Below are 25,835 nucleotides of genomic sequence, written 5' to 3' on the forward strand. Positions count from 1 at the left end.
CGGCTTCGCCGCACTGGGCCGTATCTGACCGACAGGAGGTGACCGCGCATGGCCGACGACCCGGACCTCACAGGCCGCGTACGCCTTGACCTGCGCCCTCTGATCGAGGGGCTGCGTTTCGCGCAGGCGGTCACCCGCCGGCAGATCCGCAATATGGTGGCCGACGCCAATCGGTCTCTGAACGGCCTGGACACGGACGGCATCCGCACCCGGCTGTCGGCCCTGGCCAGCAGCATCAGCCTGGGCCCGGTGGTGTCCGGGATCGGCCGGGCCGTGGGCATGGCCGGTCGGCTCGCGGTCCCGTTCGCGGCGGCGGGGGCGGCGGTGGGCAGTCTGGTGCCGCTGCTGGCCGGGGTGGTGGCTGTGCTGGCGCAGATCGCTCCGGCGGCGGCGCTCGCCGTGTCCGGGGTGCTGGCCATTGGCCTGGCCGCGGGCACGGTGAAGCTCGCCATGGTGGGCGTGGGCGACGCGGTGACGGCCGCCCTGGACCCGTCCAATCCGGAGGCGTACGCGAAGGCGTTGGAGAAGCTCAGCCCGAACGCCCGCAGCTTCGTCGGGGAGATCCGGAAGGCACAGCCCGCCCTCGACAAGATCCGCAAATCGGTGCAGGACCGCGTGTTCGACGGGCTCGACAAGCAGCTCCGGGCCACCGCGAAGGCCGCGCTGCCGGACTTCCGGAGCGCGCTCGGTTCGACCGCCACCACCCTCAACAAGATGGCGGTTGGCGTGTTCACCGCCGCGCGCGGGCTTGCGGCGGACGGCACCCTCGGTACCGCGCTGAAGGGCGCCACGTCCGGGCTCGCCGCGTTCCGCAGGGCCCCGGGCCAGATCGTCACCGCCCTCGGACAGATCGGAGCCGCCGCCGCGCCCGCGTTCCAGCGATTGTCGGAGGCGAGCGGGTCAGCGCTCGACCGGCTGTCGGAGAAGCTCACCGCCGCGTTCGAGTCCGGCGGCATGGAACAGGCCATCGAGGGGGCCATTGACCTCCTTGGGCAACTCGGCCGCGTCATCGGCAACGTGGGCGGCACCCTCAGCAACGTCTTCGGTGGGCTGACCAGCAGCGGTCAGGGCCTGTTCGGGACGCTGGAGACCATCACCCAGTCCCTTCAGGACGCGACCGCCACGGCCGGGTTCCAGCGGGCCCTCGGCGCCCTGTCGGACACGATGCGGGTGGTGGCGTCCACGGTGGGCCCGCTCCTCGGGCAGGCGCTCGCCGCGCTCGGCCCGGTCGTCGAGACCTTGGCCGGGCCCGCGCAGCTGCTGGTGGCCACTCTGGGGTCTGGGTTGAGCACGGTCCTCGCTGAACTGGGCCCGGTCCTGGACTCCGCCGCCGGAACGTTCGGTGACCTGGTGGTCGCCTTGCTGCCGTTCGTGACGCTGGCCTCGGAGCTCGCGGCGACTGCCCTGCCCGCGCTGGCCCCGCTGTTCGAGGGGTTGAGCACGGTCGTCCAGGAGATGACCCCGTTCCTGGAGCAGCTGGCCACGAACATCGGCGCTCAGCTCACGCCGGCGCTGGAGCGGTTGCCGGAGATCCTCGGTGCGATCGTCCCGGTGTTCGAGCGGGCGGCAGCCGAGATCTTCCCGGCGCTGACGCAGGCGCTGGTGACGATGTCCCCGTACCTCGGGGAGTTGGCGGTCCAGCTCGCTGATCTGGCGGTTCAACTGGCCCCGGTCATCGCGGACTTCCTCAGCTTCAGCACGGTGATCATCAGCAAGGTGGCCCCGTACGCGGGTCCGCTGCTGGCGGGTGTGCTCGTCGGGCTGATCGCGATGCTGTCGGGCCTGGCGACGATCCTGGAGCACACGGTGGTGCCCGCCGTGCGGACGCTCGGCAACGTGCTCAGCGGAGATTTCCGGGGCGCGCTCGCGTCGGCCGGGGTGAACATCGGCAACCTGCGGAGTGTCGCGGCCACCGCGTTCAACGCGCTGGTCGGAAACGCTATCAGCAACATCGGCCGCTTCGCCTCGGAGGTCGGCGCGGGCGCGGTACGCGCGGCCGGGCGTCTCCGGGACGGGGTGAACCAGGGCATCGCCAACGTGCGGACCCTGCTGGGCAGTCTGCCCAGCATCGCCCAGGCGGCGGCGGGCGGCCTCGGGTCGGCGTTGGTCGCGGCGGGTGCGTCGCTGATCTCGGGTCTGATCTCCGGTATCCAGTCGAAGATCGGCGCAGTGCGGGCGAAGCTCGGCGAGCTGACGTCGATGATCCCGGACTGGAAGGGGCCGAAGCGTAAGGACGCCACGCTCTTGACCCCGGCGGGCAAGTCCATCATCCAGGGCCTCATCGACGGGATCGACGCGTCCACGGCGAAGCTGAAGTCCAAGCTGACCAGCATCACGAACACGATCGAGCGGGCCATCTCGATCAACAAGGGCAACAAGAAGAAGCTGCCCGGCCTGGCCGCCCTCCTGGACCGTGTGGAGCGCGACAACAAGAAGCTGCTGGCCCTGGCGAAGAACAGGGACAAGGTCGCGGCGTCGCTGAAGGCCGCGCAGAAGAAACTCGACGACGTGGTGGCCGCCCGGGCGAAGAAGGCCGCCGACATCCGGGACGGCATCCTGGGCGAAGCCAACATCACCAGCGGCCACAACCTGGTGAACTCGGTCTCCGCGATCACCATCGGGCTCCAGGCTGCGGTCAAGAAGACGGAGCAGTTCACCGCGAATCTGGCAAAGCTGCGCAAGGCCGGGCTCCATGCCGACTTGCTGGACGACATCGGGAACGCCGGGGTCGACGGTGGTGCGGCCACGGCGGATGCGCTCGCGAAGGCCACCCCTGCCGAGCTGAAGCGCATCAACGACCTCCAGGCGCAACTCTCGAAGGCGGCCACCAGCACGGGTGCGACCGTGGCCGGGGCCCTTTACGACTCCGGGGTCAAGGCGGCGCAGGGGCTGGTCGACGGGTTGCAGCGGAAGCAGGGCGCGATCGAGAAGCAGATGCGGAAGATCGCCACCGCGATGGTCAAGGCCATCGAGAAGGCCCTGGACATGCACTCGCCGAGTCGGCGGCTGCGCGCGGTCGCCGAGCTGGCCATGGCCGGGATGCCGCAGGGCTTTGAGGCGATGCGGGCGACGGTCGCCCGGTCTGCCGCATCGGTGGCGACTGCGGCTGTGAACGCTGCTCAGGGCGTCGCTTCGGTGCGCCCGGCCCTTCCCCGGCTTGGCCAGCTGTCCGCCGTGTACGCGGGCGCTGTGGGCGGCGGGACCACCACGAACAACTTCTACCTCCAGGGCGGCGACGCGACCCCGGACGGCATCCTCCACGCCCTGTCGTGGAACTCCCTCGTCGGGCGGAGAGGCTGATGGCACAGCAGCGGATCGGCCGCATCCAGTGGGGCGACCTGACCTTCGGCCCCGGGTCCCGGTACCACGTCACCGCGATCGAGGGCCTGGACGACCTGCCCGACATCCGGTCGGACGACATGGAGCGGCCGGGCCAGCACGGCGACTACACCGGGCCCGACTACACCGGGCCCCGGGTCATCCAGCTCGGCCTCGGCCTGCGGGGGGACACGCCGGATGAGCTGCGGGACCTGACGTTGGCCCTGCGCGCAGCCACCCAGCCGCAGCGGGCCCCGGCGCCGATGCAGCTCCTCGACCAGGACACCGTCCTCTACGGCAAGATCCGGCGGCGCAGCATCCCGTACGACGCCGAGTACCTGTGGCGCACCGGGACTGCCGCCCTGGAGCTGTACTGCGCCGACCCGTACCTGTACGGGCTGGAGGAACACAGTGCGTCCACGACGGCGTACTCCCCGGCGGCGGGCCGCACGTACCCGCTGGCCTACAGCGGCGTAGCCCCGGCCACGAACTTCGTGTTCAACCCCTCGGCGGCCGTGGACCTGAGCAACACGGCGAACTACGGCGCGAACATGACTCGCACCGTGTACACGGCTGAGGCGTGGCACGGCGACACCAGCATCCTCCACACGCATTCCGGCGCCACGATCGCGGGCACATCGTGGTCGATCGCCCCGCAGCCCGGCGGCACCACGATCTCGATCGGCGCGTGGGTGAAACCGCTGACGGGCACGTACACCCGGGGCAACCTGGCCTGGCGGTCAGGGACGGCCACCCTGCAAACAGTGTCGCTGACACCGCAGCCTGCGGGCGTGTGGTCCAGGGTGACGGCCACGTACACCCTGGCCCCAGGCGAGACCTGCGACAACATCGGCCTCAGCTTCGAGCCCACCGCGGCAGGCGCTACGTGGCTGGCGGACGCGGCTATGGCCAGCCCAGCTCCGGTCCTGCCGTCGTACGGCGACGGCAGCATGACCGGGTACGGGTGGGCCTGGTCCGGCGCGGCGAACGCCTCGGCCAGCGTTCGGACGATCACAGGCACCGGCCGCGCATACGGCAGCGCGGGCGAGTCCGGGCGCCTCTCCGTCACCAACAACGGCTCCGCCGACGCCTACCCCGTGCTGCGCCTCGACGGGCCCGTCGCGAACCCGGCGGTCGAACAGGTCAACACCGGGGCCGGGATCACCCTCGACGCGACCCTCGCCGACGGCGAGTACGTGCTGATCGATACCCGCACCCGGGCCGTCCTCTACATGGGCACCAGCCCCCGCCGCTCGTGGGTCCGGGCCGGGTCGGTATGGCCGACGCTGCCGCCCGGCACCTCGACTTTCGCCTACCGCGGTTCCGCACTCCCGGGCAGCCCCGGGCAGTCGTCCTTGCTCACCATCACCTGGCGCGACACCAGCCTGTAAGGAGGCCACACTCATGGCAGAGATCAACCCCCCGGCGTGGATGCAGGCCGGGTCGTACCCGGCCCGCACGGACCGGCTGATCCTCTCGTCGCTGCTGTCGTACCCCGGCTTCGCAGTCGACGAGCCGACGCCGATGCGGATCCGGCAGGGCGTGAAGCCCAGCTACCAGCAGCAGCAGATGAAGGTGCGCGCGGCGCCCACCCCGAACATGACGGTGATCGTCAGCGCGGGGTTCTGCTTCGTCGACAACCACGACTCCGGCGGCCTCGGCACCTACGTCCTGGTCAACGACGGCGACCGCACCTTGACCGTCCAACCGGCGGGCGGCGCCGGGCAGTACCGGCGGGACTGCGTCGTCGCCTCCGTGTACGACGCCGAAACCGCAGGAGCCGTGTCCGAGTGGAAGCTGGAGGTCATCCAGGGGACGTACGCCGCATCGGCCGGCGCCGCGGTCCGCCCGTCGCTGCCGCCGAACTGCTCGCTACTGGCGGACCTGACGATCGCCCCGTCGCAGACGTCCGTCGCGTCCGGGCAGATCTTCGACGTCCGCAACTACTCCGTGGCCGCCGGAGGGATCCTGCCGGTGGGGTCCGCGAACGCCCTGACGCGCCCGCACCCCGGGCAGATGATGTACCTCACCGACCGGGACGAGTTCCGGTACGGCAAGCAGGACGGCACCACGGGCACGCTGGTCCAGCAGGGGTGGACGGCGTACACCCCGACGTGGACCGCCGCCGTGACGAACCCGGCGATCGGGAACGGCATGCTCCGCGGGGCGTGGATGCGGGCCGGGAAAACACTCAGCCTCCGCATCCACATGGTCGCCGGATCGTCCACCACGTTCGGTTCCGGGGCCTGGCGGTTCGCCCTGCCGGCCCCGCCGTTCACGCTGGACTCGTCGTCGATGTACCACGTCGGGTCGGCGATGCTGATCGACCAGTCCACCGGGGCGGACTACCCGGGCACCTGCTTCTGCAACGCCACGGACCAGTTCCTTGGGGTGTCCACGGCGATCGGCGGGTCGACCGCGCAGCCGGGCGCGGTGGCTGCGACGGTCCCGTTCACCTGGACCAACCTGGACTCGTTGCACCTCCAGATCACCTACGAGGTGCAGTGATGGAGGCCCTGTCCGCGGACCGGCTGATGCGGGGCCGGCCGGAGCACGAGACGCCGGACCACACGTACACGTTTCTGTTCTGCGACCTCCTCACGGACGAGCTGCTGGCGGAACTCCCGATGGCGGACGTCTCGTACTCGGTCGAACTGAACGGGATCGGGACGCTGACGGGCACGATCCCGTACTCGGACGAGACGTTGCCGCTCGGCCCGGACGCAGCGTCGGTGCCGTCCCGCACCTCTCTGTACGTGGACCGGGACGGGACGATCGTGTGGGCGGGGATCATCTGGACGCGGGAGCTGGTCAAGGGCGGCAAGAAGATCCAGGCCGCCGAGTTGCTGTCGTACTACACCCACCGGCACGTGAAGCAGACGCTCAGCACCGACACGTCGCTGATCCTCAACACGGCGTATGTGCCTGACGGCCAGCGCCTGTACGCCGACCAGAAGTACATCGTGTGGTCGCTGCTCCAGTACGCGCACGCGCAGCCCAACGGGAACATCGGGATCAGCACCAGTCTGCTGACCGCCCCCGCGCACGGCGTGCCCCGGACGGTCACGTACTTCGGGTACGAGCGGCCCGAGATCTACAAGGCGATCGCCGAACTCGCCGCCGCGGACGACGGGTTCGACTTCGGGGTGGAGGTCGGCTGGAACCCGGTCGCGAACAACCTGCCACCCACCCGGTACAAGCGGATGAGGACGTGGTTTCCGCGCCGGGGACGGACCGCCACCGAGTCGGGCCTGGTGTTCACCAAGGGCGGCCCGGCCAGCAGCATCGTCGACTTCGGGTGGCCGGAGAACGGGGTCGACATGGCCACCGAGATCAGTGGCCTTGGCGACGGCACCGGCGAAGCGAAGGTCACCGCGGTCGCGCAGGACACGGACCGGCTCACCTCCGGGTGGCCGCTGCTGGAGACCGTCACCTCGTACGACGGAGTCATCGACCAGATCCAGCTGAACGGGCTGACCGCAGCCGAGCTGACCGCCCGCGGCAACGCGCAGATGCAGCCGTGGTTCGACGTGATGGCCGACACCGACCCCGCGTTCGGGTCGTACTCCGTGGGCGACGAGGCCCTGTTCGTCATCGAGCCGGAGCCACGGATGCCCGCGGGCCGGGAGGGAGTGCTCCGCATCATGAGCATCGACGTGACCGCGGCGTCTGGGCCGGAGCGGGTCCGGCTGACGTGCGGGGTGGTGTGACGTGCCGCAGCGCGTGAGGGATGTGAGCCTGCCGGCCCGGTTGGCCCGGCTGGAGGAGGACGTGGCGCAGCTGCGCCGTACGGGGTGGGAGCGGGACGAGCTGCCCTTGTACCCGACGGCGTTCACCGCGCTGGCGTACTCCGACGCGGTCACGTTCACGACCTTGTGGGAGACGACGTTCGCCCCGCGTACGGCCGGGCTGGCGTTGGGGCTGACGGCTGTCGGCGATCAGGTGGCCGGGGTGAATACGGGCGGCGCCTGGCAGGTGCTGCTGGCTGGGGCGGTCGTGTGGTCGGGGTCGGTGCCGCCGAGTTTCACCGTGCAGTACGCGTCGACGACGCTCGACTTGCTGCCGTACCGGGGTGTTGCTGAGGTGCTGCTCCAGATCCAGACCCGCCGTACGTCGGGTGCCACTACGGGCGGACGGGCCGGGGGCGGCGGCTCGATCGGCCTGTCCCCCCGGTACGCCCGCATCCTCTGAAAGGACATGCCCATGAAGCTCGTGACCAGATCCCAGCTCGGCTGGCCCGCGTCGGCCGCCCCGTCGCAGCCCACCGCCAAGGGGGTGAAGATCCACTACCTGGGGTCGCCGGTCAGCACGAAGCTGCTCACCGACCACGACGCGTGCATCGCCCTGTGGAAGGACATCCGCCGTAGCCACCTCGCGAACAAGGCCGAGGGCTACAGCGACGTCGCCTACAACTACGGTGCCTGCCCGCACGGCTACCTGCTCGAAGGGCGCGGCCTGCGGAAGCGCACCGGGGCGAACGGCAACCAGGCGCTCAACATCGCGCACTACGCCATCGTCGGGCTCGTCGGCAGCAGCGGCCTCACCGAGCCGCCGGACGCCATGCTGTCCGCGATCCGCGACGGCATCGACCTGCTCCGCGGCAACGGCGCGGACAAGGAGATCAAGGGGCACCGCGACGGGTTCGCCACCGCCTGCCCCGGCGGCCCGCTGTACGCCTGGGTGAAGAAGGGCGCGCCCCGCCCCGCAGCTGCCCCGCCGCCGCCCGCCCCCGCCGAGCCGACGGCCCCGGCCGTCAAGGAGACACCCATGCCCACCGCGAAGGTCATCACCGAGTCCGTGCCCGCGTCCGACCGGCTCTCGGCCGGCGAGTACACGCTGATCAAGCTCGCCGACGACACGGCCGCGCTCCAGGGGCCGTGCACCTACGTCGTCACCGCGTACGCCACGGTCGTCGGCATCCCCGGAACCCGGGTGGTCGCCCGGTTCCACGACTTCCCGCTGGCGACCGGCCGCCCGTCGCTGGACCTGCCGATCGCCGGTGGGGTCATAGGCCCGGACGGCACCCTCGATCTGTCCGTCACCAGGTGTGGGGGCCTCGACAAGGACGAGCAGCTGCGGTTGGAGCTGCGGGCCGACGCCGACGCCACCGTCACCCGACGTGTCCTGCGCGCCCTGCGCACCGACGCCTGACCAGAAGGAGAGCACCATGAGCGATACCCCGTTTCCCGTCCCGTCCACCGAGACCGTCGTCAAGGGCGTGCGCACGTACGCCCGTGACCTGGCCGAGCGCGTTGTGTCGACGTTCCTCCAGGCGTTCATCAGTGGCCTGGTCCTGACCCAGCCGTTCGACCTCGGTATGTGGGAGGCCGCCGCCGTGGGCGGTGTCGGCGCCGCCCTGGCCCTGGTGAAGGGGATCGCCGCCCGGTGGCGGGACGTCACGTACAGCGCGTCCCTCGCCAAGGGGGTCTGATGCGTGCGGCGGTTCGGCGGCTCCGGAAGCAGCTGGGCCGCCGCGGCGCGCTTCTTTCCCTCAAGGGCTCGATGGCCGTGCTGTACGGGTACGGCCAAACCGTCCAGCCTACGGGCAGTGCGCGCGGCCTGACGCTGCTGCTCAAGGCCGCTCCGCTGGGGTTCTGGGGGTGGGCGTGGGTGGCGGCTGGCCTGATCGCGTTCGTTTGCGCGTGGCTCCCTCAGCGCCGGGACTGGCCCGGCTTCCTAGCCATCTGGCTGATCGCCACGCCGTGGGCCATGGCCTACCTCGTCTCATGGTGGCCGCTGTGCGAGTTCTCCCAGGGCTGGGTCATAGCAATGATCTTCGGCGCGTTCGGCGCGGTCTGCCTGGTGGCGATCGGCTGGGACGAACCGCCCGCACGACAGGAGCCGCCGAGTGAGACCTGAGATGCTGACCGCGCTGAGCGCCCTGGCGGTGGCCGGGGTTACTGCGGTGGGAGGGATCGTCACGGCGGTGATCGGCCGCCGTCAGCCGCGGTCCCGAGGGGCTGACCGGCGGGACGACTTCTCCGCGGTGACCGACAAGCTCGGCCAGCACATCGAGCGACTGGAGCGCCGTGTCACCGAGGGTGAGACGCGCGCGGCGGAGGCGCAGCAGAGGATCACGGCGCAGGACTACACGATCCGGTACCTGGTGGGCTGGGTGCGGTCGTTGGTCTCGTTCATACGGCGGTCCCAGATGGAGCCGCCCCCGCCGCCCCAGCCGGTGCCTGCTGAGGCGGAGCCGTACCTGCATGACGTGGGGCTGTGAGCGGGACGCGGGACGCCTACTCTTCCGGGTGCCGCACCAGCTTCTTGGTCGCCATCTCCAGCGCGAGCCGGGACACCCCGTTGGTGGCCGCCGCGTGCTCCCGGTACGCGGCCTGCACCTTGTCCGCCGTCGCGAGGGTGAGCGCCCCGGCCTGCTGCTCCGCCCACGCGGTGCGCTCCAGCTCGAGCAGGTGCGGGGGGATGTCGATGTCGGCCATGCCCGCAGCCTACGACCCGGGCCGGTCGGCGACGAAGGTGCCCAGCCCGATCTCCGAGCGGACCACCCCTTCGGCCTTGAGGTGTGCGAGGACTTTCTGCGCGGTCGACGCGGCGACGTCCCACTCGGCGGCGATCTCGACGACGGAGGGGACGCGGGTGCCGGGCGGGTAGGTGCCGTCGGCGATCCGGCCGGTGATCGCTGCGGCGATCTGCCGCCATACCGGGCGGGTGCGGTCCAGCTCCGTGCTCATACGGTTGACGCTAGGGAGCTGCGGTCTACCGTGCGACCGCAGTAGAGTGCGGTAGACCTCGGTATACCCGGGGCAGTGAGAACCCCGGCGCCGTGTCACCGGCCCGGGGTGCGGACACCGCTTGGAGGAGCGACGTCATGCAGGAGACTACCGACCTCACGGGCACATCGGCAGAGGCCACGTTCGGGTACTGCCACTGGCACAAGGGCCCGTCCGGCACGGCCGTGATGGTCCAGGCGGTCGAGCAGGGGTCCGGCCCGGGTGCCGCCCTGTACGCCTGCGCCCCCTGCCGGGAGCAGTGCGACCTCACCCCGTACAGCGAGCAGCCGTGACCGCCCCGGCCCGCGCCGGGGTCCTCGCCCCGGCGTGCCGGATCGGTGAGCACGCGGAGTGCCCCGGCCCCGGGGAGACCCGGCTCCCGGGCGCCCCGCGGTGGACGCGGCCGCTGGAGACCCGCCGCTGCGACTGCTCCTGTCACCGCCGCTGACTCCCGCTGGTCTGGGTCACGGCGAGGCCGGGGCCGGCGGGTCCTCCTCGCACACGAGGTCTTCCACTCTGCCGCCTAAGGCCGCCGCGATGAGAAGCAGGTCGGTGAATCGGGGGTCTCGGCTGCCAGCCTCGTACCGCTGGATGGTGCGGCGCTCTACGCCGATGCGGTCGGCGAGCTGTTCTTGCGAGAGGCCCGTCTCGCGGCGGTGATGGGCGATGCGCTGGCCGAGGAGTCGTCGGCGGTCGATGGCCCAGGGGGGTGGCGCTGTTCGTCGGAGGGGCACAGGCCAAACGTCAAACGCCGATGATCTTGTGTCAGTACCTAAACGGCCGCTCTTTCGACCAGAGCAGCACAACGGCCCGGCACCCGCGTACGGGGTGCCGGGCCGTTCGACGTTCTGCGACGTCGTGAGCTGTTGTTCCAGTGGTCAGGGGCGGTCTGGCGTTCCGGAATCCTTCCGGCAGGCAGCCAGATTCCGGAGTTCTTCCGTATGACTACGGGATGCCGCCAGACGTAGCGGGATACCTCGGGATGCATTACTTCGCAGGTCACACCCCATCCCGGCCCCTGACCTGGTCAGGCGCTTTCCGCTTGGAACATCCAGGCGTGCTTCTCGAGCTCCGCCGTCAGCGCGATCAGCAGATCCTGGGTGATCGGATCCGGCTCGTCGGTCACCTCGATGCGCTCCCGCATCCGGCCGATGACCACGCCCAGCGCGTCCACCAGGATCTTCACCGCGTCGGTGTCCTTGATCCAGCCCTCGGGCACGGACGCGATGGCGGTCTCCTTGGCCACGGTGCCGGACCGCCCGTCCGGGTTGACGCCGACCGCCGACGCGCGCTCGGCGACGGTGTCGGAGTGCTGGCGGGCCGTGGTGACGACATCGTCGAGCTGGAGGTGCACGGAGCGGAAGCGCGGACCGACCACGTTCCAATGGACCTGCTTGGCCACCAGGGACAGGTCGACGAGGTCGACCAGAGCGCCTTGCAGCGCCGTTCCCACGACCTTCAGGTCACCCTCGGACAACGTGCTCTTGACCACAGTCATGTGCGCTACTCCCATCCGTCAGCCGCTTGACCGACCGTTTCGGTGCATCACCCACGATGGCACATATGAAGCAAAACGGTCATGTGGGCCTTGTCCTCCGTCTGCCCCCCGGACGAGGTCTCACACCCGTCCTCCACGGATGAAGCACAGCTCACACAGAAGCCGGGCCCGCCCCCACTTCGCGCCCGCAGGCTCACCCGCCGAACCGGGGCCCCGTCCCTCCCACGCGAAAGTCCCGGCCGGCCCGGTAGGGCCGACCGGGACTCCGGTCGAGCGATTGCGCCGCTGGAATCAAGCGGCGACGACGTCCACCGCTTCCGCGGGCGCCTTGATGGTCACCCGGCCCGACGGCACACCTGCGACCGACGAGACGGAGACGGAGTTGAGCATGGGGCGAACCGGCACTGGCACCGGATCAGTGGCAGCTGCCGACTCGGCGAGCTCAGCGAGCGAGAGCTCGTCGCTCACCTCACGCATGAGCTCGGACATCCGTACGTCAAGCGCGTCGCAAATCGCGGAGAGCAGTTCGGAGGATGCCTCCTTCTGCCCCCGCTCCACCTCGGAGAGATAACCGAGCGAGACCCGGGCGGACGAGGAGACTTCGCGCAGAGTACGGCCTTGGCGCTGGCGCTGCCGACGCAGCACGTCACCCAACAGGCGACGGAGCAGAATCATCGGTGGCTCCCTCCTCGGACCGCGTAGCCGCATCCTTCACGCCCTACCGTACCGCCTTGGGCTGCGGCCGTGCGGGGAGCGATGTCGTGTTCACTCAGGGCTGCAAACATCAATTCCCCCCGTGTTGTTCCGTATCCTGTGCCCGCGCATTCCCGCCGAGTTCGCCCGCGAGCAGTTCGAGGACGCTTCGCACACTCTCATTACGGATATCCGCCCTCCTACCATTCAACCGCAGAGCAGTGACTTTCTCGACGCCGGAGGGCCCGGCCACGGCCACGTACACCGTGCCGACCGGCTGCCCGTCCTGCGGCTCCGGCCCGGCGACCCCCGTGGTGGAGATCCCCCAGTCCGCGTCGAGAACCCGGCGCACCCCGGCCGCCATCTGCACCGCGACCTCGGGGTCCACCGCTCCGTGCTCCGCCAGGAGAGACCCGTCCACGCCCAGGACGTCCCGCTTCAGCGAGGTGGCGTACGCCGTCACCGAACCCCGGAAGGAGCGGGAGGCGCCGGGTACGGCCGTCAGCTCGGCGGCGACCAGGCCGCCCGTCAGCGATTCCGCGACGGCGAGCGTCTCGCCCCGCGCTCCGAGCGACCGGAGCACCCGGGCAGCGGCTGTCACCGCTCGGCCTCCGCGGCGCCCCGCGCCTCGGCGGCTCCCCGGACGTCCGCCGGCCCCGACCGCGCGTCCGTCCCACCACCCCGTACATCCGTCACGGCGCCGGCCGGCCCGGCGCCCACGGGAGAACCGGCGACCGCCCGCAGGGCCTCCGCGGTGTCCGCCGCCCGCGCTTCCGCCGCGGCCCGCTCGGCGGCGAGGCCCCTGCGACGCAGGACGAGCGCCTGGCGTACGTAATCGAGTCCGGTGACCACCGTCAGCACGACGGCGACCATCATCACCCAGAACCGCAGCGTCGCCAGGGGCCCCGTGAGGGCCAGGACGTACATCCCGGCCGCCGTCCCCTGCGCGAGCGTCTTGAGCTTGCCGCCTCTGCTGGCCGGGATCACCGCGTGGCGGATGACCCAGAACCGCATCAGCGTGATCCCCAGCTCACGCGCGATGATCACTCCGGTGATCCACCACGGCAGATCGCCCAGGACGGACAGCGAGACCAGCGCGGCCCCCATGATCGCCTTGTCGGCGATCGGGTCGGCGATCTTCCCGAAGTCCGTGACCAGGTTGTACGTCCGTGCCAGATGGCCGTCGAACAGGTCGGTGATCATCGCGACGGCGAAAGCCGCCCAGGCGAAGGAGCGCCAGGCCGGGTCGTACCCGCCGTTGTGGAACAGCAGCAGGACGAAGCCGGGCACCAGCAGCAGCCGGACCATGGTGAGGATGTTGGCGATGTTCCACAGGCTGGCCTGGTTGACGGCCGCAGTGCCCAGCTTGCCGCCGCGGACCGGCTTCGCGCCGGAGCCGCCTGCCGCGGATGCCGGGACTCCCGTCATCTGGCCGCCTCCGCAAGCTCGTGGTGTTCGGCCACCAGGTCCACGCCCTCGGTGCCCACTGCCTTCGCCTCGACCATACGGCCCGGCACGAGTCCCTCGCGTGTGGTGAAGACCACCTGGCCGTCCGTTTCGGGTGCCTGGTGAGCCGCGCGCCCGACCGCGACCTCGCCGTCCTCGTCCGACTCCACGGACTCCACCAGCACCTGGAGGGTCTCCCCCACGCGCTCCTCGGCGCGCTGCGACGTCAGCTCCTCGGCCAGCTGGGAGATGTGGGCGAGACGCTCCGCGATGGTGTCGGCGTCGAGCTTGTTCTCGTAACCGACCGCCTCGGTGCCCTCCTCGTCGGAGTAGCCGAAGACGCCGATCGCGTCGAGGCGGGCACCGGTGAGGAAGCGTTCCAGCTCCGCGAGGTCGGCCTCGGTCTCGCCGGGGAAGCCGACGATGAAGTTGGAGCGGGCGCCGGCCTCGGGCGCCTTGCTCCGAATGGTGTCCAGCAGCTCCAGGAAGCGGTCGGTGTCGCCGAAGCGGCGCATCGCGCGCAGCACGCCGGGGGCGGAGTGCTGGAAGGAGAGGTCGAAGTACGGGGCGACCTTCGGCGTCGAGGTGAGCACGTCGATGAGGCCGGGGCGCATCTCGGCGGGCTGGAGGTAGCTGACCCGGATCCGCTCGATGCCGTCCACGTCGGCCAGCTCGGGCAGCAGGGTCTCCAGCAGGCGGATGTCGCCGAGGTCCTTGCCGTAGGAGGTGTTGTTCTCGGAGACCAGCATGACCTCCTTGACGCCCTGCTCGGCCAGCCAGCGGGTCTCCTGGAGCACGTCCGACGGGCGGCGCGAGATGAAGGAGCCGCGGAAGGAGGGGATGGCGCAGAAGGAGCAGCGGCGGTCGCAGCCGGAGGCGAGCTTCACGGAGGCGACGGGGCTGGTGCCGAGGCGGCGGCGCAGCGGGGCCCGCGGTCCGGAGACCGGAGCGACGCCCTCCGGCAGGTCCTCGGGGGCGGGGGCGGGCGTCTCCTGGGCGTGGCCGGGCAGCGCCACGGCGGCGTCCTGCCGCTCGGCGGGGCTGATCGGCAGCAGCTTGCGGCGGTCGCGCGGGGTGTGCGAGGCGTGGATGCCGCCGTTGAGGATGGTCTGGAGCCGGTCGGAGATGTCGGCGTAGTCGTCGAATCCGAGGACGCCGTCCGCCTCCGGCAGGGCCTCGGCGAGGTCCTTCCCGTAGCGCTCGGCCATACAGCCGACGGCGACGACGGCCTGGGTGCGGCCGTGGTCCTTCAGATCGTTGGCTTCGAGCAGGGCGTCGACGGAGTCCTTCTTGGCGGCTTCGACGAACCCACAGGTGTTGACGACTGCGACATCCGCGTCGGAGGCATCCTCGACGAGGTCCCAGCCGTCCGCTGCCAAGCGGCCTGCAAGCTCCTCCGAGTCCACCTCGTTACGGGCGCAGCCAAGAGTGACAAGGGCGACGGTACGGCGTTCGGGCATGGACTCAAGACTACTTCGTCCCCGCGCCCCTCCTGCCGTGCAGGGTTGCCGAGGCCACCCACGAGCGCTTTTCCGCTACGGGGAGTGACGGGCGCGGGCCCGGGAAGACCGGCGGGCGCCCGGCGCGGGGCCGGACGCCCGTCGTGGCGCCTGCGGAGAGGTGAGGGCGGCGGATCAGCCTGCCTCGGGGTCGCCCTTGGTGTAGGTGAGGCGTTCGACCTGGCCGGGACCGAAGCGGTCCTGGACCTGCTTTCCGTTGACGAAGAGCTGGATCGCCCCGGCGTCGCCGAGGACGAGGTCGATGCGCTCGTTGTCCTGGAAGGTCTTGGACTCGCCCTGGAGCAGCAGCCCGTCGAAGAGCAGCCGTCCGTTGTGGTCCTTGGCCGAGATCCAGCTCTTGCCCCGGTCGGCGCTGAGCTTGACCGTCACCTTGTCCCGGGGGGCGGCGGCGATGGCGCTCTCGGAGGGCACGGGCTTGGGGGCGGCAGGCTTGGTCGCGGTGGGCTTGGCCGCCGACTTGTCGGGCTGGGAGCCTTCCGCGAGCTGCGCGGTGTTGGAGGGTTCGTCCTCGCCTCCGTTGAAGAGGGTGAACCCGGCGAACCCGACGACGGCGACGATGGCCGCGACCATGGCGGCGGTCCAGTTGGGCCGCCGGGGTTCGGACCGGATGCGTTCCGCCTCGAAGAGGGGGGCCGCCGGGGTCGGAGCGGGACGGCCGCCGTGGTCGGCGTCGTACTCCTCGACCAGCGGTTCCGGATCGAGGCCCACGGCGCGGGCGAGCGTGCGGATGTGGCCGCGGGCGTAGACGTCGCCGCCGCAGCGGGAGAAGTCGTCCTGCTCGATCGCGTGCACGATGGGCATGCGCACCCGGGTGGAGCTGCTGACTTCCTCGACCGTCAGACCTGCGGCGATACGAGCCTGCTGAAGGGCACGACCGATCGAAGGCCGGTCGTCTTCGGGGGAGTTGCCGATGGACACGGGGGCGCCTTTCGAGCGTGAGCCACCTGCTGGATGTTCAGTCTAGGGGGGGTACGAAAGGGAGGGGCAACCGGGAGGGACGACTTTGTACGCCATCGGGTTCGCCGGTCGGCCCCGCTTCCGGCTCCGGGGAGGAGCGGCGGCGGAGCACGGCCCCGATCGAGGACTGGGCAACCGGTAGTGGGCCGAACGGGGGTGGGGGCACGGGCGGGGCGAGACGGAGCGGGCTACGGGGAGGAGCACGGTTCCGTCCCTCCCTTCAACTGGACGTACGGCCGTACGAAACGGTTGCCCACAAAACCTTTACGGAGCGGATTCCGTTACGGAGCGGATTCCCCGCGGATGACGGCCAACACGCCGTCGAGTTCGTCGGGTTTCACGAGGACGTCGCGCGCCTTGGAGCCCTCGCTCGGTCCGACGATGGAGCGGGACTCCATGAGGTCCATCAGCCGTCCCGCCTTCGCGAAGCCGACCCGGAGCTTGCGCTGGAGCATGGAGGTCGATCCGAACTGGGTGGAGACGACCAGTTCGGCGGCCTGGCAGAGCAGGTCCAGGTCGTCGCCGATGTCCTCGTCGATCTCCTTCTTCTGCTGGGTGCCGACGACGACGTCCTCCCGGAAGACCGGGGCCATCTGGTCCTTGCAGTGCTGGACGACGGCGGCGACCTCGTCCTCGGTGACGAACGCCCCCTGCATGCGGGTGGGCTTGTTGGCGCCCATCGGGAGGAAGAGCCCGTCGCCCTTGCCGATGAGCTTCTCGGCGCCGGGCTGGTCGAGGATGACGCGGCTGTCGGCGAGCGAGGAGGTGGCGAAGGCGAGCCGGGAGGGGACGTTGGCCTTGATCAGGCCGGTCACCACGTCGACCGAGGGCCGCTGGGTGGCCAGCACCAGGTGGATTCCGGCCGCGCGGGCCAGCTGGGTGATGCGGACGATGGAGTCCTCGACGTCGCGCGGGGCCACCATCATCAGGTCGGCCAGCTCGTCGACGATCACCAGGAGATAGGGGTACGGGGACAGCTCCCGCTCGCTGCCCTCGGGCAGCTTGAGCTTGCCCTCGCGCACCGCCTTGTTGAAGTCGTCGATGTGCCGGTAGCCGAAGTTGGCCAGGTCGTCGTAGCGCAGGTCCATCTCGCGGACGACCCACTGGAGCGCCTCGGCGGCCTTCTTGGGATTGGTGATGATCGGGGTGATGAGGTGGGGGATGCCCTCGTACGCGGTCAGCTCGACGCGCTTGGGGTCGACGAGGACCATCCGCACGTCCTCGGGGGTGGCCCGCACCATGACCGAGGTGATCAGGCAGTTGATGCAGGAGGACTTTCCGGAGCCGGTGGCGCCGGCCACCAGCATGTGGGGCATCTTGGCCAGGCTGTGCATGACGTAGCCGCCCTCGACGTCCTTGCCGAAGGCCACCATCATCGGGTCGTCGTCCTCGGCCAGGCGCAGCACGTCTCCGAGGTTGACCATCTCCCGGTCGCTGTTGGGGATCTCGATGCCGACCGCCGACTTGCCGGGGATCGGGGAGATGATCCGCACGTCCGGGCTGGCCACGGCGTAGGCGATGTTCTTGGCCAGGGCTGTGATCTTCTCGACCTTCACGGCGGGGCCGAGCTCGATCTCGTAGCGGGTGACCGTCGGCCCCCGGGTGAAGCCGGTGACCGCGGCGTCGACCTTGAACTCGGTGAAGACGTTGGTCAGCGAGGCCACGACCGCGTCGTTGGCGGCGCTGCGGGTCTTGCCGGGCCCCCCGCGCTCCAGCAGGTCGAGCGAGGGCAGGGAGTACGTGATGTCGCCGGAGAGCTGGAGCTGTTCGGCGCGGGCGGGCAGCCCCGGCGAGGACTCGGGGGCGGGCTTGGTCAGGTCGGGCACCCCGCCCGACCGCTCCTCGGCGTCCCCGGACGCGGGGACGGACTTCCGCACGCCCGGCTTCGGGCGCTCCTCCTGTTCGGCCTCCCGGGCGCCGGGCACGGGCGTACCGGTGCGCTCCCGGTCCACGGAGACGCCCTGCGTCAGGTCCGCGACGACCGGGGAGGGCGGCATGCCGTTGAGTACCGCCCCGTCGAGCGCGGCAGCGGCGGCGGCCGCGACGTCCACCGCGTCCAACGGCCGGTTCATCGCGGGCTGGGCGGAGGGCCGGCGGGTCCTGCGCCGCTTGGTGAGCGCCTCCTCCTCGGCCTGGTCGTGGTGGGGGGCCGGGCCGGCGTCGGTGCGCCGGCCCCCGCGCCGGCGGGATCCGGCGGGCAGGGCCTCGCGCCACTGTTCGTCGTAGCGCTCGTCGTCGTCCTCGTACCCCCCGAGGTCCTCGGGGTCCGGTTCGACGATGCCGAGGCGGACGCCCAGCTGACGCAGCCGTTGCGGGATGGCGTTGACCGGGGTGGCGGTGACGACGAGGAGCCCGAACACGGTCAGCAGCACGAGCAGCGGTACGGCGAGGACCTCGCCCATCATGAAGATCAGCGGCTTGGAGGCGGCCCAGCCGATCAGGCCGCCCGCGTCCTGCATCGCCTCGGTGCCCGCGTCCCGGCCCGGCGAACCGCAGGCGATGTGGACCTGGCCGAGGACGCCGACGACGAGGGCGGACAGCCCGATCACGATGCGGCCGTTGGCCTCCGGCCGCTCCGGATAGAGGATCAGCCGCACCGCCATCGCGCCCAGGAGTATCGGCGCGAGCAGATCGAGCCGCCCGAAGGCGCCGGTGACCAGCATCTCGACCAGGTCGCCGACCGGGCCCTGGAGGTTGGACCAGGTGCCGGCGGCGACGACCAGCGCCAGGCCGAGCAGCAGCAGCGCGAGGCCGTCCTTGCGGTGGGCGGGGTCAAGTCCCTTGGCTCCGCGCCCTATCGAGCGGAACACCGCGCCGACACCGTGCGCGGTCCCGAGCCAGACCGCGCGTACCAGGCGGTAGAGGCCGCCGGTGGGGGACGGCGCCGGCTTGGGCGCGGGCTTCCTGGCCGCCGCCTTCTTGACGGGGGCCCTCTTCACGGGAGCCGCCGCCCTCTTCGCGGCGGCCTTCTTCGCGGGCGCGGCTTTCTTCGCCGGCCCCGCGGTACGGCCGACGCGCTTCGTGGTGCCCGCCGTGCCCTGGGAACCCTTGCCGGACGTACGTGAGGCCATGGTGCCGAGGTTACCGCTGTCGACGCCCGTGAACACGTTCGCCTACTGGTTCACCCGTCCGTGTCGCCTACAGGCGGCTGGGAAGTGACGTCCGTTCACCTCGGTGCCCGACGCGCCATCGGGAACCGGCGTGCGCCGGGGCGGCGGGCCGGAGCGGTGCGGGCGGGGTCAGCTCGGAGCGGGCAGCACGCCCGCGCTTCCGCCGGTGCCCGGCTCCAGGGCGTCGAGCGCCCGGCGCAGACCGGTCAGCTTGCGTTCCAGGTGGGCGGCGGTGGCGACCGCCGCGGCGTCCGCGGATTCGTCGTCGAGCTGCTTGGAGAGCGCTTCGGCCTGCTCCTCGACCGCGGCGAGCCGCGCGGAGAGTTCGGCCAGCAGACCGGCCGGCTCCTTCTCGTGCCGACCGCCCGCGTGGCCGTCGCCCTCCAACTGCAGGCGCAGCAGCGCCGCCTGCTCCCGGAGCTTGCAGTTCTTCATGTACAGCTCGACGAAGACCGAGACCTTGGCACGGAGCACCCACGGGTCGAACGGCTTCGAGATGTAGTCCACCGCACCGGCCGCGTAGCCGCGGAAGGTGTGGTGCGGACCGTGGTTGATCGCGGTGAGGAAGATGATGGGGATGTCCCGGGTCCGCTCCCGCCGCTTGATGTGCGCGGCGGTCTCGAAGCCGTCCATGCCCGGCATCTGGACGTCCAGCAGAATGACCGCGAAATCGTCCGTGAGCAGCGCTTTGAGCGCCTCCTCCCCTGACGATGCCCGGACCAGTGTCTGATCGAGCGCAGAGAGGATGGCCTCCAGCGCCAGCAGATTCTCCGGCCGGTCATCGACCAGGAGGATCTTGGCCTTCTGCACCATGGCCCGTCCTCCTCGCCCCGGAAATGCGCCGGGTGCCGCCTCAGGGGACGACTCCCTTGCGCCGTCCGTCCTTGTGCCGGTCATGGTAGCCGCACCCCGCCCGTCACCACACCCTGTCACCGCGATGTCACCGTGCACATACCGCAAACGCGGTGAGAGACCAGAAGGTTCCCCGAATGCAGCGGGTTCACACCCGTTCGAGCAGAGTCGGACAACAACTCCTGCCGATTCGCTCAGTCTTCGATCACTCTCCGTGCATCCATTGCTCCATGACCGCGAGCAAGTGATCAGGATCGACCGGCTTCGTCACATAGTCGGAAGCTCCGCAGTCGATGGCCTTCTCCCGGTCGCCCTTCATCGCCTTCGCGGTGAGCGCCACGATCGGGAGCCCGGCGAACTGCGGCATCCGCCGGATCGCGGTCGTCGTCGCGTAACCGTCCATCTCGGGCATCATGATGTCCATCAGCACGACCGTCACGTCGTCGTGCTGCTCCAGGACTTCGATGCCCTCACGGCCGTTCTCCGCGTACAGCACCGCCAGTCCGTGCTGCTCCAGCACGCTGGTGAGCGCGAAGACGTTGCGGATGTCGTCGTCGACGATGAGGACCTTCTCCCCCCGGAAGCGGAATGTCCGCCTGGGGGCCTGCTCCTCCCCGGCGTCCTGATCCTGCGCCGGACCGTCGCCCTGGCCGCCCTGCACCCATTCCTCCTGCGACGGCGCGCTCCCGGGAGCGGTGCGGCCGGCCGGCAGCGCGGCCCTGCGGGCCGCGTCCCCCAGGGCCTTGCGCCGCCGGCGGAACACCCCGGCGGAGTTGGCCGGGTCGCCGAGCGGGCCCTGCTGGTCCTGCGGCGACGCAGCCTGCCCCGGCTCCCCCGCGCCGCCCAGCGCCTCGGCCGAACCGGAACCCGTCGAGGGGTAACCCTGGGGCGGCAGTTCGGCGCGGTGCAGCGGCAGGTACAGGGTGAAGGTCGAACCCCGCCCCGGCTCGCTCGCCGCATGGATCTCGCCGCCGAGCAGCCGGGCGATCTCCCGGCTGATGGAGAGGCCCAGACCGGTGCCGCCGTACTTGCGGCTCGTCGTGCCGTCCGCCTGCTTGAACGCCTCGAAGATCACCAGCATCTTGCTGGACGCGATCCCGATCCCGGTGTCGGTGACCGAGAACGCGATCAGGTCCGCGTCCGGGTCGCGGAGCGTACCCGCCTCCAGCAGATGTTCCCGGATCGCGTGGGGCACGTCGGCGCCGGCCGGCCGGATCACCAGCTCCACCGCACCGCTGTCGGTGAACTTCACGGCGTTGGACAGCAGATTGCGCAGCACCTGGAGCAGGCGCTGCTCGTCGGTGTGCAGCGTGGCGGGAAGCTCCGGCGAGACCCGCACGGAGAAGTCGAGCCCCTTCTCCGCGGTGAGCGGGCGGAAGGTCGCCTCCACGTAGTCCACCAGTTGGACCAGCGCGATCCTGGTGGGACTGACGTCCATCTTGCCCGCCTCGACCTTCGACAGGTCCAGGATGTCGTTGATCAGCTGGAGCAGGTCGGACCCGGCCCCGTGGATCGTCTCGGCGAACTCCACCTGCTTCGGCGAGAGGTTGCCCTCGGCGTTGTCCGCCAGCAGCTTGGCGAGGATCAGCAGCGAGTTGAGCGGCGTGCGCAGCTCGTGCGACATGTTCGCCAGAAACTCGGACTTGTAGCGCATCGAGACCGCGAGCTGCTCGGCGCGCTCCTCCAGCACCTGGCGCGCCTCCTCGATCTCGGTGTTCTTCACCTCGATGTCGCGGTTCTGCTGGGCCAGCAGCTCGGCCTTCTCCTCCAGTTCGGCGTTGGACGCCTGGAGCGCCTTCTGACGGTTCTCCAACTCCTGCGAACGGTCGCGCAGTTGCTCGGTCAGCTCCTGCGACTGCTCCAGCAGCTTCTCGGTCTTGGTGTTGACGCTGATCGTGTTGACGCTCGTCGCGATCATCTCGGCGAGCTGGTTGAGGAAGTCCCGCTGGATGTGCGTGAACGGCTGGAAGGAGGCCAGTTCGATCACGCCGAGGACCTTGCCCTCGAAGAGCACCGGCAGCACGATCACATGCGCCGGAGGGGCCTCCCCGAGCCCGGAGGAGATCTTCAGGTACCCCGGCGGCACGTTGTCCACCTGGATCGTCCGCTTCTCCTCGGCCGCCGTCCCGATGAGCGTCTCCCCGGGCCGGAAGGAGGTCGGCATCGAACCCGCGGAGTAGCCGTAACTCCCCCGCATCCGCAGCTCGTACGAGCCGTCCTCGCCGTTGTCGGGACCGACCTCGTCCGAATCTCCCGGAGCCATCGCCAGGAAGAACGCGCCGTGCTGCGCCGAGACCACCGGCGTCAGCTCGCTCATGATCAGCGAGGCCACGTCGTCCAGATCGCGGCGGCCCTGCATCAGACCGGAGATCCGGGCGAGGTTGCCCTTCAGCCAGTCCTGCTCCTTGTTGGCGAGCGTGGTGTCGCGCAGGTTCGCGATCATCGTGTTGATGTTGTCCTGGAGGACCTGGATCTCACCGGCCGCGTCCACGTCGATCTTGAGGTTCAGATCGCCGCGCGTCACCGCCGTGGCGACCGCCGCGATGGCCCGTACCTGGCGCGTCAGGTTGCCGGCCATCTCGTTCACCGACTCGGTGAGGTCGCGCCAGGTGCCGTCCACGTCCCGCACCCGCGCCTGCCCGCCCAACTGCCCCTCGGTGCCCACCTCGCGGGCGACCCGGGTCACCTGCTCGGCGAACGAGGACAGCTGGTCGACCATCGTGTTGATGGTGTTCTTCAGCTCCAGGATCTCGCCGCGCGCGTCGATGTCGATCTTCTTGGTCAGGTCGCCCTTGGCGATGGCGGTGGTGACCGTGGCGATCTGCCGCACCTGACCGGTCAGGTTGGAGGCCATCGAGTTCACGGACTCGGTGAGGTCCTTCCAGGTCCCCGAGACGCCCGGCACCCGGGCCTGGCCGCCCAGCTCGCCCTCCGTGCCCACCTCGCGGGCCACACGCGTGACCTCGTCGGCGAACGAGGAGAGCGTCGTCACCATCGTGTTGACGGTGTCGGCCAGCTCCGCGACCTCGCCCCGCGCCTCCACGGTGACCTTCTTCGTCAGATCGCCGTTGGCGACCGCGGAGGAGACCCGGGAGATGTTGCGCACCTGGCTGGTGAGGTTGTTGGCCATCAGGTTGACGTTGTCGCTCAGGTCCTTCCAGATGCCGGTCGCCCCGCGCACCCGCGCCTGACCGCCGAGAATCCCCTCGGTGCCCACCTCGCGGGCCACTCGGGTCACCTCGTCGGCGAAGTTCAGCAGCTGGTCGACCATCGTGTTGACGGTCGTGACCAGTTCGAGGATCTCGCCCTTGGCGTCGACGGTGATCTTCTTGGAGAGGTCGCCCTTGGCGACCGCGGTGGTGACCTCGGCGATGTTGCGGACCTGGAGGGTCAGGTTGTTCGCCATGCCGTTGACGGACTGGGTGAGGTCCTTCCACGTACCGGAGACGCCCTGGACCTCGGCCTGGCCGCCGAGGATGCCCTCCGTGCCCACCTCGCGGGCGACCCGCGTCACCTGCTCCGCGAAGTTGGACAGCTGGTCCACCATCGTGTTCAGGGTGTTCTTGAGTTCCAGGATCTCGCCCCGGGCGTCCACGTCGATCTTCTGCGACAGGTCACCGCGCGCCACCGCCGTGGCGACCTGCGCGATGTTGCGGACCTGGGCGGTGAGGTTGCCCGCCATGCCGTTCACCGAATCGGTGAGGTCCCGCCACACTCCGGCCACGCCGGGCACCTGCGCCTGGCCCCCGAGGCGCCCGTCCGTACCCACTTCGCGAGCCACCCTGGTGACCTGGTCGGCGAAGGCCGAGAGCTGGTCGACCATGGTGTTGATCGTGTTCTTGAGTTCCAGGATCTCGCCCCGGGCGTCCACGTCGATCTTCTGCGACAGGTCGCCCCGCGCCACCGCCGTCGTCACCTGGGCGATCTGCCGCACCTGGGAGGTGAGGTTCCCGGCCATGAAGTTGACGGAGTCCGTCAACTCCTTCCACGTACCAGAGACGCCGTCCACCCGTGCCTGACCGCCGAGGCGGCCCTCGGTGCCCACGTCCCGGGCCATCCGCGTCACCTGGTCGGCGAAGCTGGACAGCTGCGCCACCATCGTGTTGACGGTGTTCTTCAGCTCCAGCATCTCCCCGGCCACGTCGACGGTGACCTTCTGGGAGAGGTCGCCGTTGGCGACCGCCGTGGTGACCTGCGCGATGTCCCGGACCTGACCGGTCAGGTTGCGGAAGGCGGTGTTCACCGAATCGGTGAGGTCCTTCCAGGTCCCCGCCGCGCCCGGCACCTCGGCCTGGCCCCCGAGCCGGCCCTCGACGCCGACCTCCCGGGCGACCCGCGTCACCTCGGAACCGAACGACTGGAGCTGGTCCACCATCGTGTTGACGGTGTTCTTCAGCTCCAGCATCTCCCCGGCCACGTCGACGGTGACCTTCTGCGACATGTCACCGCTGGCCACCGCCGTGGTCACCTGCGCGATGTCCCGCACCTGCGTGGTCAGGTTCCGGAAGACCGTGTTCACCGAGTCGGTGAGGTCCTTCCAGGTCCCCGCGGCCCCCGGCACCTGCGCCTGCCCGCCGAGCAGCCCCTCGCCGCCGACCTCGCTCGCCACTCGCGTCACCTCGTCCGCGAAGGTGCGCAGCGTCTCGGTCATCTGGTTGATCGTCTCGGCGAGCTGGGCGACCTCGCCGCGGGCGCTCACCGTGACCTTCTGCGTCAGGTCGCCGTTGGCGACCGCCGTCGTCACCTCCGCGATCCCGCGCACCTGGGAGGTGAGGTTGCCCGCCATCGTGTTGACGGAGTCGGTGAGGTCCTTCCACACACCGGCGACGCCCGGCACGGTCGCCTGGCCGCCGAGCTCGCCCTCCGTCCCCACCTCGCGGGCGACGCGCGTCACCTCGGAGGAGAACGAGGACAGCTGGTCCACCATCGTGTTGACGGTGTTCTTCAGCTGGAGCATCTCGCCGGCCACATGGACGGTGACCTTGCGGGACAGATCGCCCTTGGCGACCGCCGTCGTCACCAGGGCGATGTCCCTCACCTGAGCGGTGAGCCGGTACGCCATGGTGTTGACGGAGTCCGTGAGGTCCTTCCAGGACCCGGACATCCCGCGCACCTGCGCCTGGCCCCCGAGCTTGCCCTCGGTACCCACCTCGACGGCGACCCGGGTCACCTGTTCGGTGAAGACCGACAACTGGTCGACCAGGTTGTTGACCGTACGGGCGACCTTCAGGAACTCCCCCCGCAGCGGGCGCACCGTCTCGTCCTGCGTGTGCGAGCGCAGCTCCATCCGCTGCTCCAGGTCGCCGTCGGCGACCGCCGACAGGACCCGGCCCACCTCGGAGACGGGCCGCGCGAGATCGTCGACGAGCTCGTTGGAGGCGTCGATCGCGGCGGCCCAGGAGCCCTCGCAGGCGCCCGTCTCCAGGCGTTCGGTGAGCTTCCCCTCCCGCCCGACCACCCGCCGTACGCGCGCCAGCTCACCGGTGAGGTGGAGGTTGCGGTCGGCCACCTCGTTGAAGACCGCCGCGATCTCCGCCAGGACGCCGTCCCCGGAGACGGTGAGCCGTCGGCGGAAATTGCCGTCGCGCATCGCCACGAGGGCCCCGAGCACTCTGTTCAGGGCCGCCGCGTCCACTTCGACGGTGCCATTGCGCTGCTTTTTCACGGACTGCCCGCCTTTTGTACGCGCCTTCGAACCCTGCGCCGCCAC

At 70.4% G+C, this 25,835-nt stretch carries 22 protein-coding genes; 10 read left to right on the top strand and 12 right to left on the bottom strand.

Annotation, left to right across the window (positions count from 1 at the left end):
- The first annotated feature begins 48 nt into the window (after positions 1-48).
- The 9 genes from AMK24_RS11285 to AMK24_RS11325 are packed head-to-tail and all read left to right on the top strand — an operon-like array spanning position 49 to position 9,541.
- Positions 49-3,300 carry a phage tail protein gene (locus AMK24_RS11285; protein WP_073767663.1) on the top strand — a complete coding sequence of 1,084 codons (3,252 nt, stop codon included), beginning with the start codon at positions 49-51 and terminating at the stop codon, positions 3,298-3,300.
- Complete coding sequence (locus AMK24_RS11290) at positions 3,300-4,709, top strand: phage distal tail protein (protein WP_073767665.1); 1,410 nt, start codon at positions 3,300-3,302, stop codon at positions 4,707-4,709. Before AMK24_RS11285 ends, AMK24_RS11290 begins: the two co-directional genes overlap by 1 nt.
- 13 nt (positions 4,710-4,722) lie before the next feature.
- Positions 4,723-5,826: a hypothetical protein gene (locus AMK24_RS11295; RefSeq protein ID WP_073767667.1), complete on the top strand. Its 1,104-nt coding sequence runs from the start codon at positions 4,723-4,725 to the stop codon at positions 5,824-5,826.
- The gene (locus tag AMK24_RS11300; RefSeq protein ID WP_199876415.1) at positions 5,826-7,028 is read left to right on the top strand and encodes a hypothetical protein; all 1,203 of its coding nucleotides are present in this window, start codon (positions 5,826-5,828) and stop codon (positions 7,026-7,028) included. Before AMK24_RS11295 ends, AMK24_RS11300 begins: the two co-directional genes overlap by 1 nt.
- A 13-nt stretch (positions 7,029-7,041) precedes the next feature.
- The gene (locus AMK24_RS11305) at positions 7,042-7,509 is read left to right on the top strand and encodes a hypothetical protein (RefSeq protein WP_143203703.1); all 468 of its coding nucleotides are present in this window, start codon (positions 7,042-7,044) and stop codon (positions 7,507-7,509) included.
- A gap of 12 nt (positions 7,510-7,521) precedes the next feature.
- On the top strand, positions 7,522-8,469 hold the full coding sequence (locus tag AMK24_RS34695; protein WP_242435129.1) for a peptidoglycan recognition protein family protein: 948 nt from the start codon (positions 7,522-7,524) through the stop codon (positions 8,467-8,469).
- A 16-nt stretch (positions 8,470-8,485) separates the two neighbouring features.
- The gene (locus AMK24_RS11315; RefSeq protein ID WP_073767671.1) at positions 8,486-8,749 is read left to right on the top strand and encodes a hypothetical protein; all 264 of its coding nucleotides are present in this window, start codon (positions 8,486-8,488) and stop codon (positions 8,747-8,749) included.
- Positions 8,749-9,177, top strand: a complete 429-nt coding sequence (locus tag AMK24_RS11320) for a hypothetical protein (RefSeq protein WP_073767673.1) — start codon at positions 8,749-8,751, stop codon at positions 9,175-9,177. The genes AMK24_RS11315 and AMK24_RS11320 overlap by 1 nt, the downstream gene beginning before the upstream one ends.
- Positions 9,167-9,541: a hypothetical protein gene (locus tag AMK24_RS11325; protein WP_143203704.1), complete on the top strand. Its 375-nt coding sequence runs from the start codon at positions 9,167-9,169 to the stop codon at positions 9,539-9,541. Before AMK24_RS11320 ends, AMK24_RS11325 begins: the two co-directional genes overlap by 11 nt.
- A 16-nt stretch (positions 9,542-9,557) precedes the next feature.
- Here AMK24_RS11325 and AMK24_RS11330 read toward each other — a convergent pair whose 3' ends face one another.
- Together AMK24_RS11330 and AMK24_RS11335 are read right to left on the bottom strand one after the other, a co-directional pair.
- The gene (locus tag AMK24_RS11330; protein WP_073767677.1) at positions 9,558-9,758 is read right to left on the bottom strand and encodes a hypothetical protein; all 201 of its coding nucleotides are present in this window, start codon (positions 9,756-9,758) and stop codon (positions 9,558-9,560) included.
- Between the two features lie 9 nt (positions 9,759-9,767).
- Positions 9,768-10,010 carry a GntR family transcriptional regulator gene (locus AMK24_RS11335; RefSeq protein ID WP_073767679.1) on the bottom strand — a complete coding sequence of 81 codons (243 nt, stop codon included), beginning with the start codon at positions 10,008-10,010 and terminating at the stop codon, positions 9,768-9,770.
- Between the two features lie 137 nt (positions 10,011-10,147).
- On the opposite strand from AMK24_RS11335, the gene AMK24_RS11340 reads away from it, so the two are divergent.
- Complete coding sequence (locus AMK24_RS11340; protein WP_073767681.1) at positions 10,148-10,342, top strand: hypothetical protein; 195 nt, start codon at positions 10,148-10,150, stop codon at positions 10,340-10,342.
- Positions 10,343-10,513: 171 nt separating this feature from the next.
- Here the strand turns inward: AMK24_RS11340 and AMK24_RS11345 are convergent, their stop codons facing one another.
- The 10 genes from AMK24_RS11345 to AMK24_RS11390 all read right to left on the bottom strand — a co-directional run bounded on the left by AMK24_RS11345 (position 10,514) and on the right by AMK24_RS11390 (position 25,790).
- Positions 10,514-10,783 (bottom strand): helix-turn-helix transcriptional regulator, encoded by a 270-nt coding sequence (locus AMK24_RS11345; protein ID WP_073767683.1) that lies wholly within the window; start codon positions 10,781-10,783, stop codon positions 10,514-10,516.
- Between the two features lie 293 nt (positions 10,784-11,076).
- Complete coding sequence (locus AMK24_RS11350; RefSeq protein ID WP_073767685.1) at positions 11,077-11,547, bottom strand: Dps family protein; 471 nt, start codon at positions 11,545-11,547, stop codon at positions 11,077-11,079.
- 291 nt (positions 11,548-11,838) lie between these two features.
- Positions 11,839-12,222 (bottom strand): helix-turn-helix domain-containing protein, encoded by a 384-nt coding sequence (locus tag AMK24_RS11355; RefSeq protein ID WP_015611861.1) that lies wholly within the window; start codon positions 12,220-12,222, stop codon positions 11,839-11,841.
- Positions 12,223-12,331: 109 nt separating this feature from the next.
- Positions 12,332-12,841 carry a CinA family protein gene (locus AMK24_RS11360; protein WP_073767687.1) on the bottom strand — a complete coding sequence of 170 codons (510 nt, stop codon included), beginning with the start codon at positions 12,839-12,841 and terminating at the stop codon, positions 12,332-12,334.
- Positions 12,838-13,668: a CDP-diacylglycerol--glycerol-3-phosphate 3-phosphatidyltransferase gene (gene pgsA / locus AMK24_RS11365; RefSeq protein ID WP_073767689.1), complete on the bottom strand. Its 831-nt coding sequence runs from the start codon at positions 13,666-13,668 to the stop codon at positions 12,838-12,840. Before pgsA ends, AMK24_RS11360 begins: the two co-directional genes overlap by 4 nt.
- Entirely contained in the window at positions 13,665-15,146 is a 1,482-nt protein-coding gene (rimO, locus tag AMK24_RS11370; protein WP_073767691.1) for a 30S ribosomal protein S12 methylthiotransferase RimO, read from the bottom strand. Before rimO ends, pgsA begins: the two co-directional genes overlap by 4 nt.
- 174 nt (positions 15,147-15,320) lie before the next feature.
- Complete coding sequence (locus AMK24_RS11375; RefSeq protein WP_073767693.1) at positions 15,321-16,124, bottom strand: helix-turn-helix domain-containing protein; 804 nt, start codon at positions 16,122-16,124, stop codon at positions 15,321-15,323.
- Between the two features lie 320 nt (positions 16,125-16,444).
- Positions 16,445-19,234, bottom strand: coding sequence for a DNA translocase FtsK (locus tag AMK24_RS11380; protein ID WP_073768777.1), 2,790 nt, complete (start codon positions 19,232-19,234; stop codon positions 16,445-16,447).
- 168 nt (positions 19,235-19,402) lie between these two features.
- On the bottom strand, positions 19,403-20,086 hold the full coding sequence (locus AMK24_RS11385; protein WP_073767695.1) for a response regulator: 684 nt from the start codon (positions 20,084-20,086) through the stop codon (positions 19,403-19,405).
- Between the two features lie 244 nt (positions 20,087-20,330).
- Positions 20,331-25,790, bottom strand: a complete 5,460-nt coding sequence (locus AMK24_RS11390) for a HAMP domain-containing protein (protein ID WP_073767697.1) — start codon at positions 25,788-25,790, stop codon at positions 20,331-20,333.
- Positions 25,791-25,835: the final 45 nt, after the last annotated feature.

Origin of the sequence: Streptomyces sp. CB02366 (assembly GCF_001905905.1) — a bacterium.
In the GTDB taxonomy this organism is placed as follows: domain Bacteria; phylum Actinomycetota; class Actinomycetes; order Streptomycetales; family Streptomycetaceae; genus Streptomyces.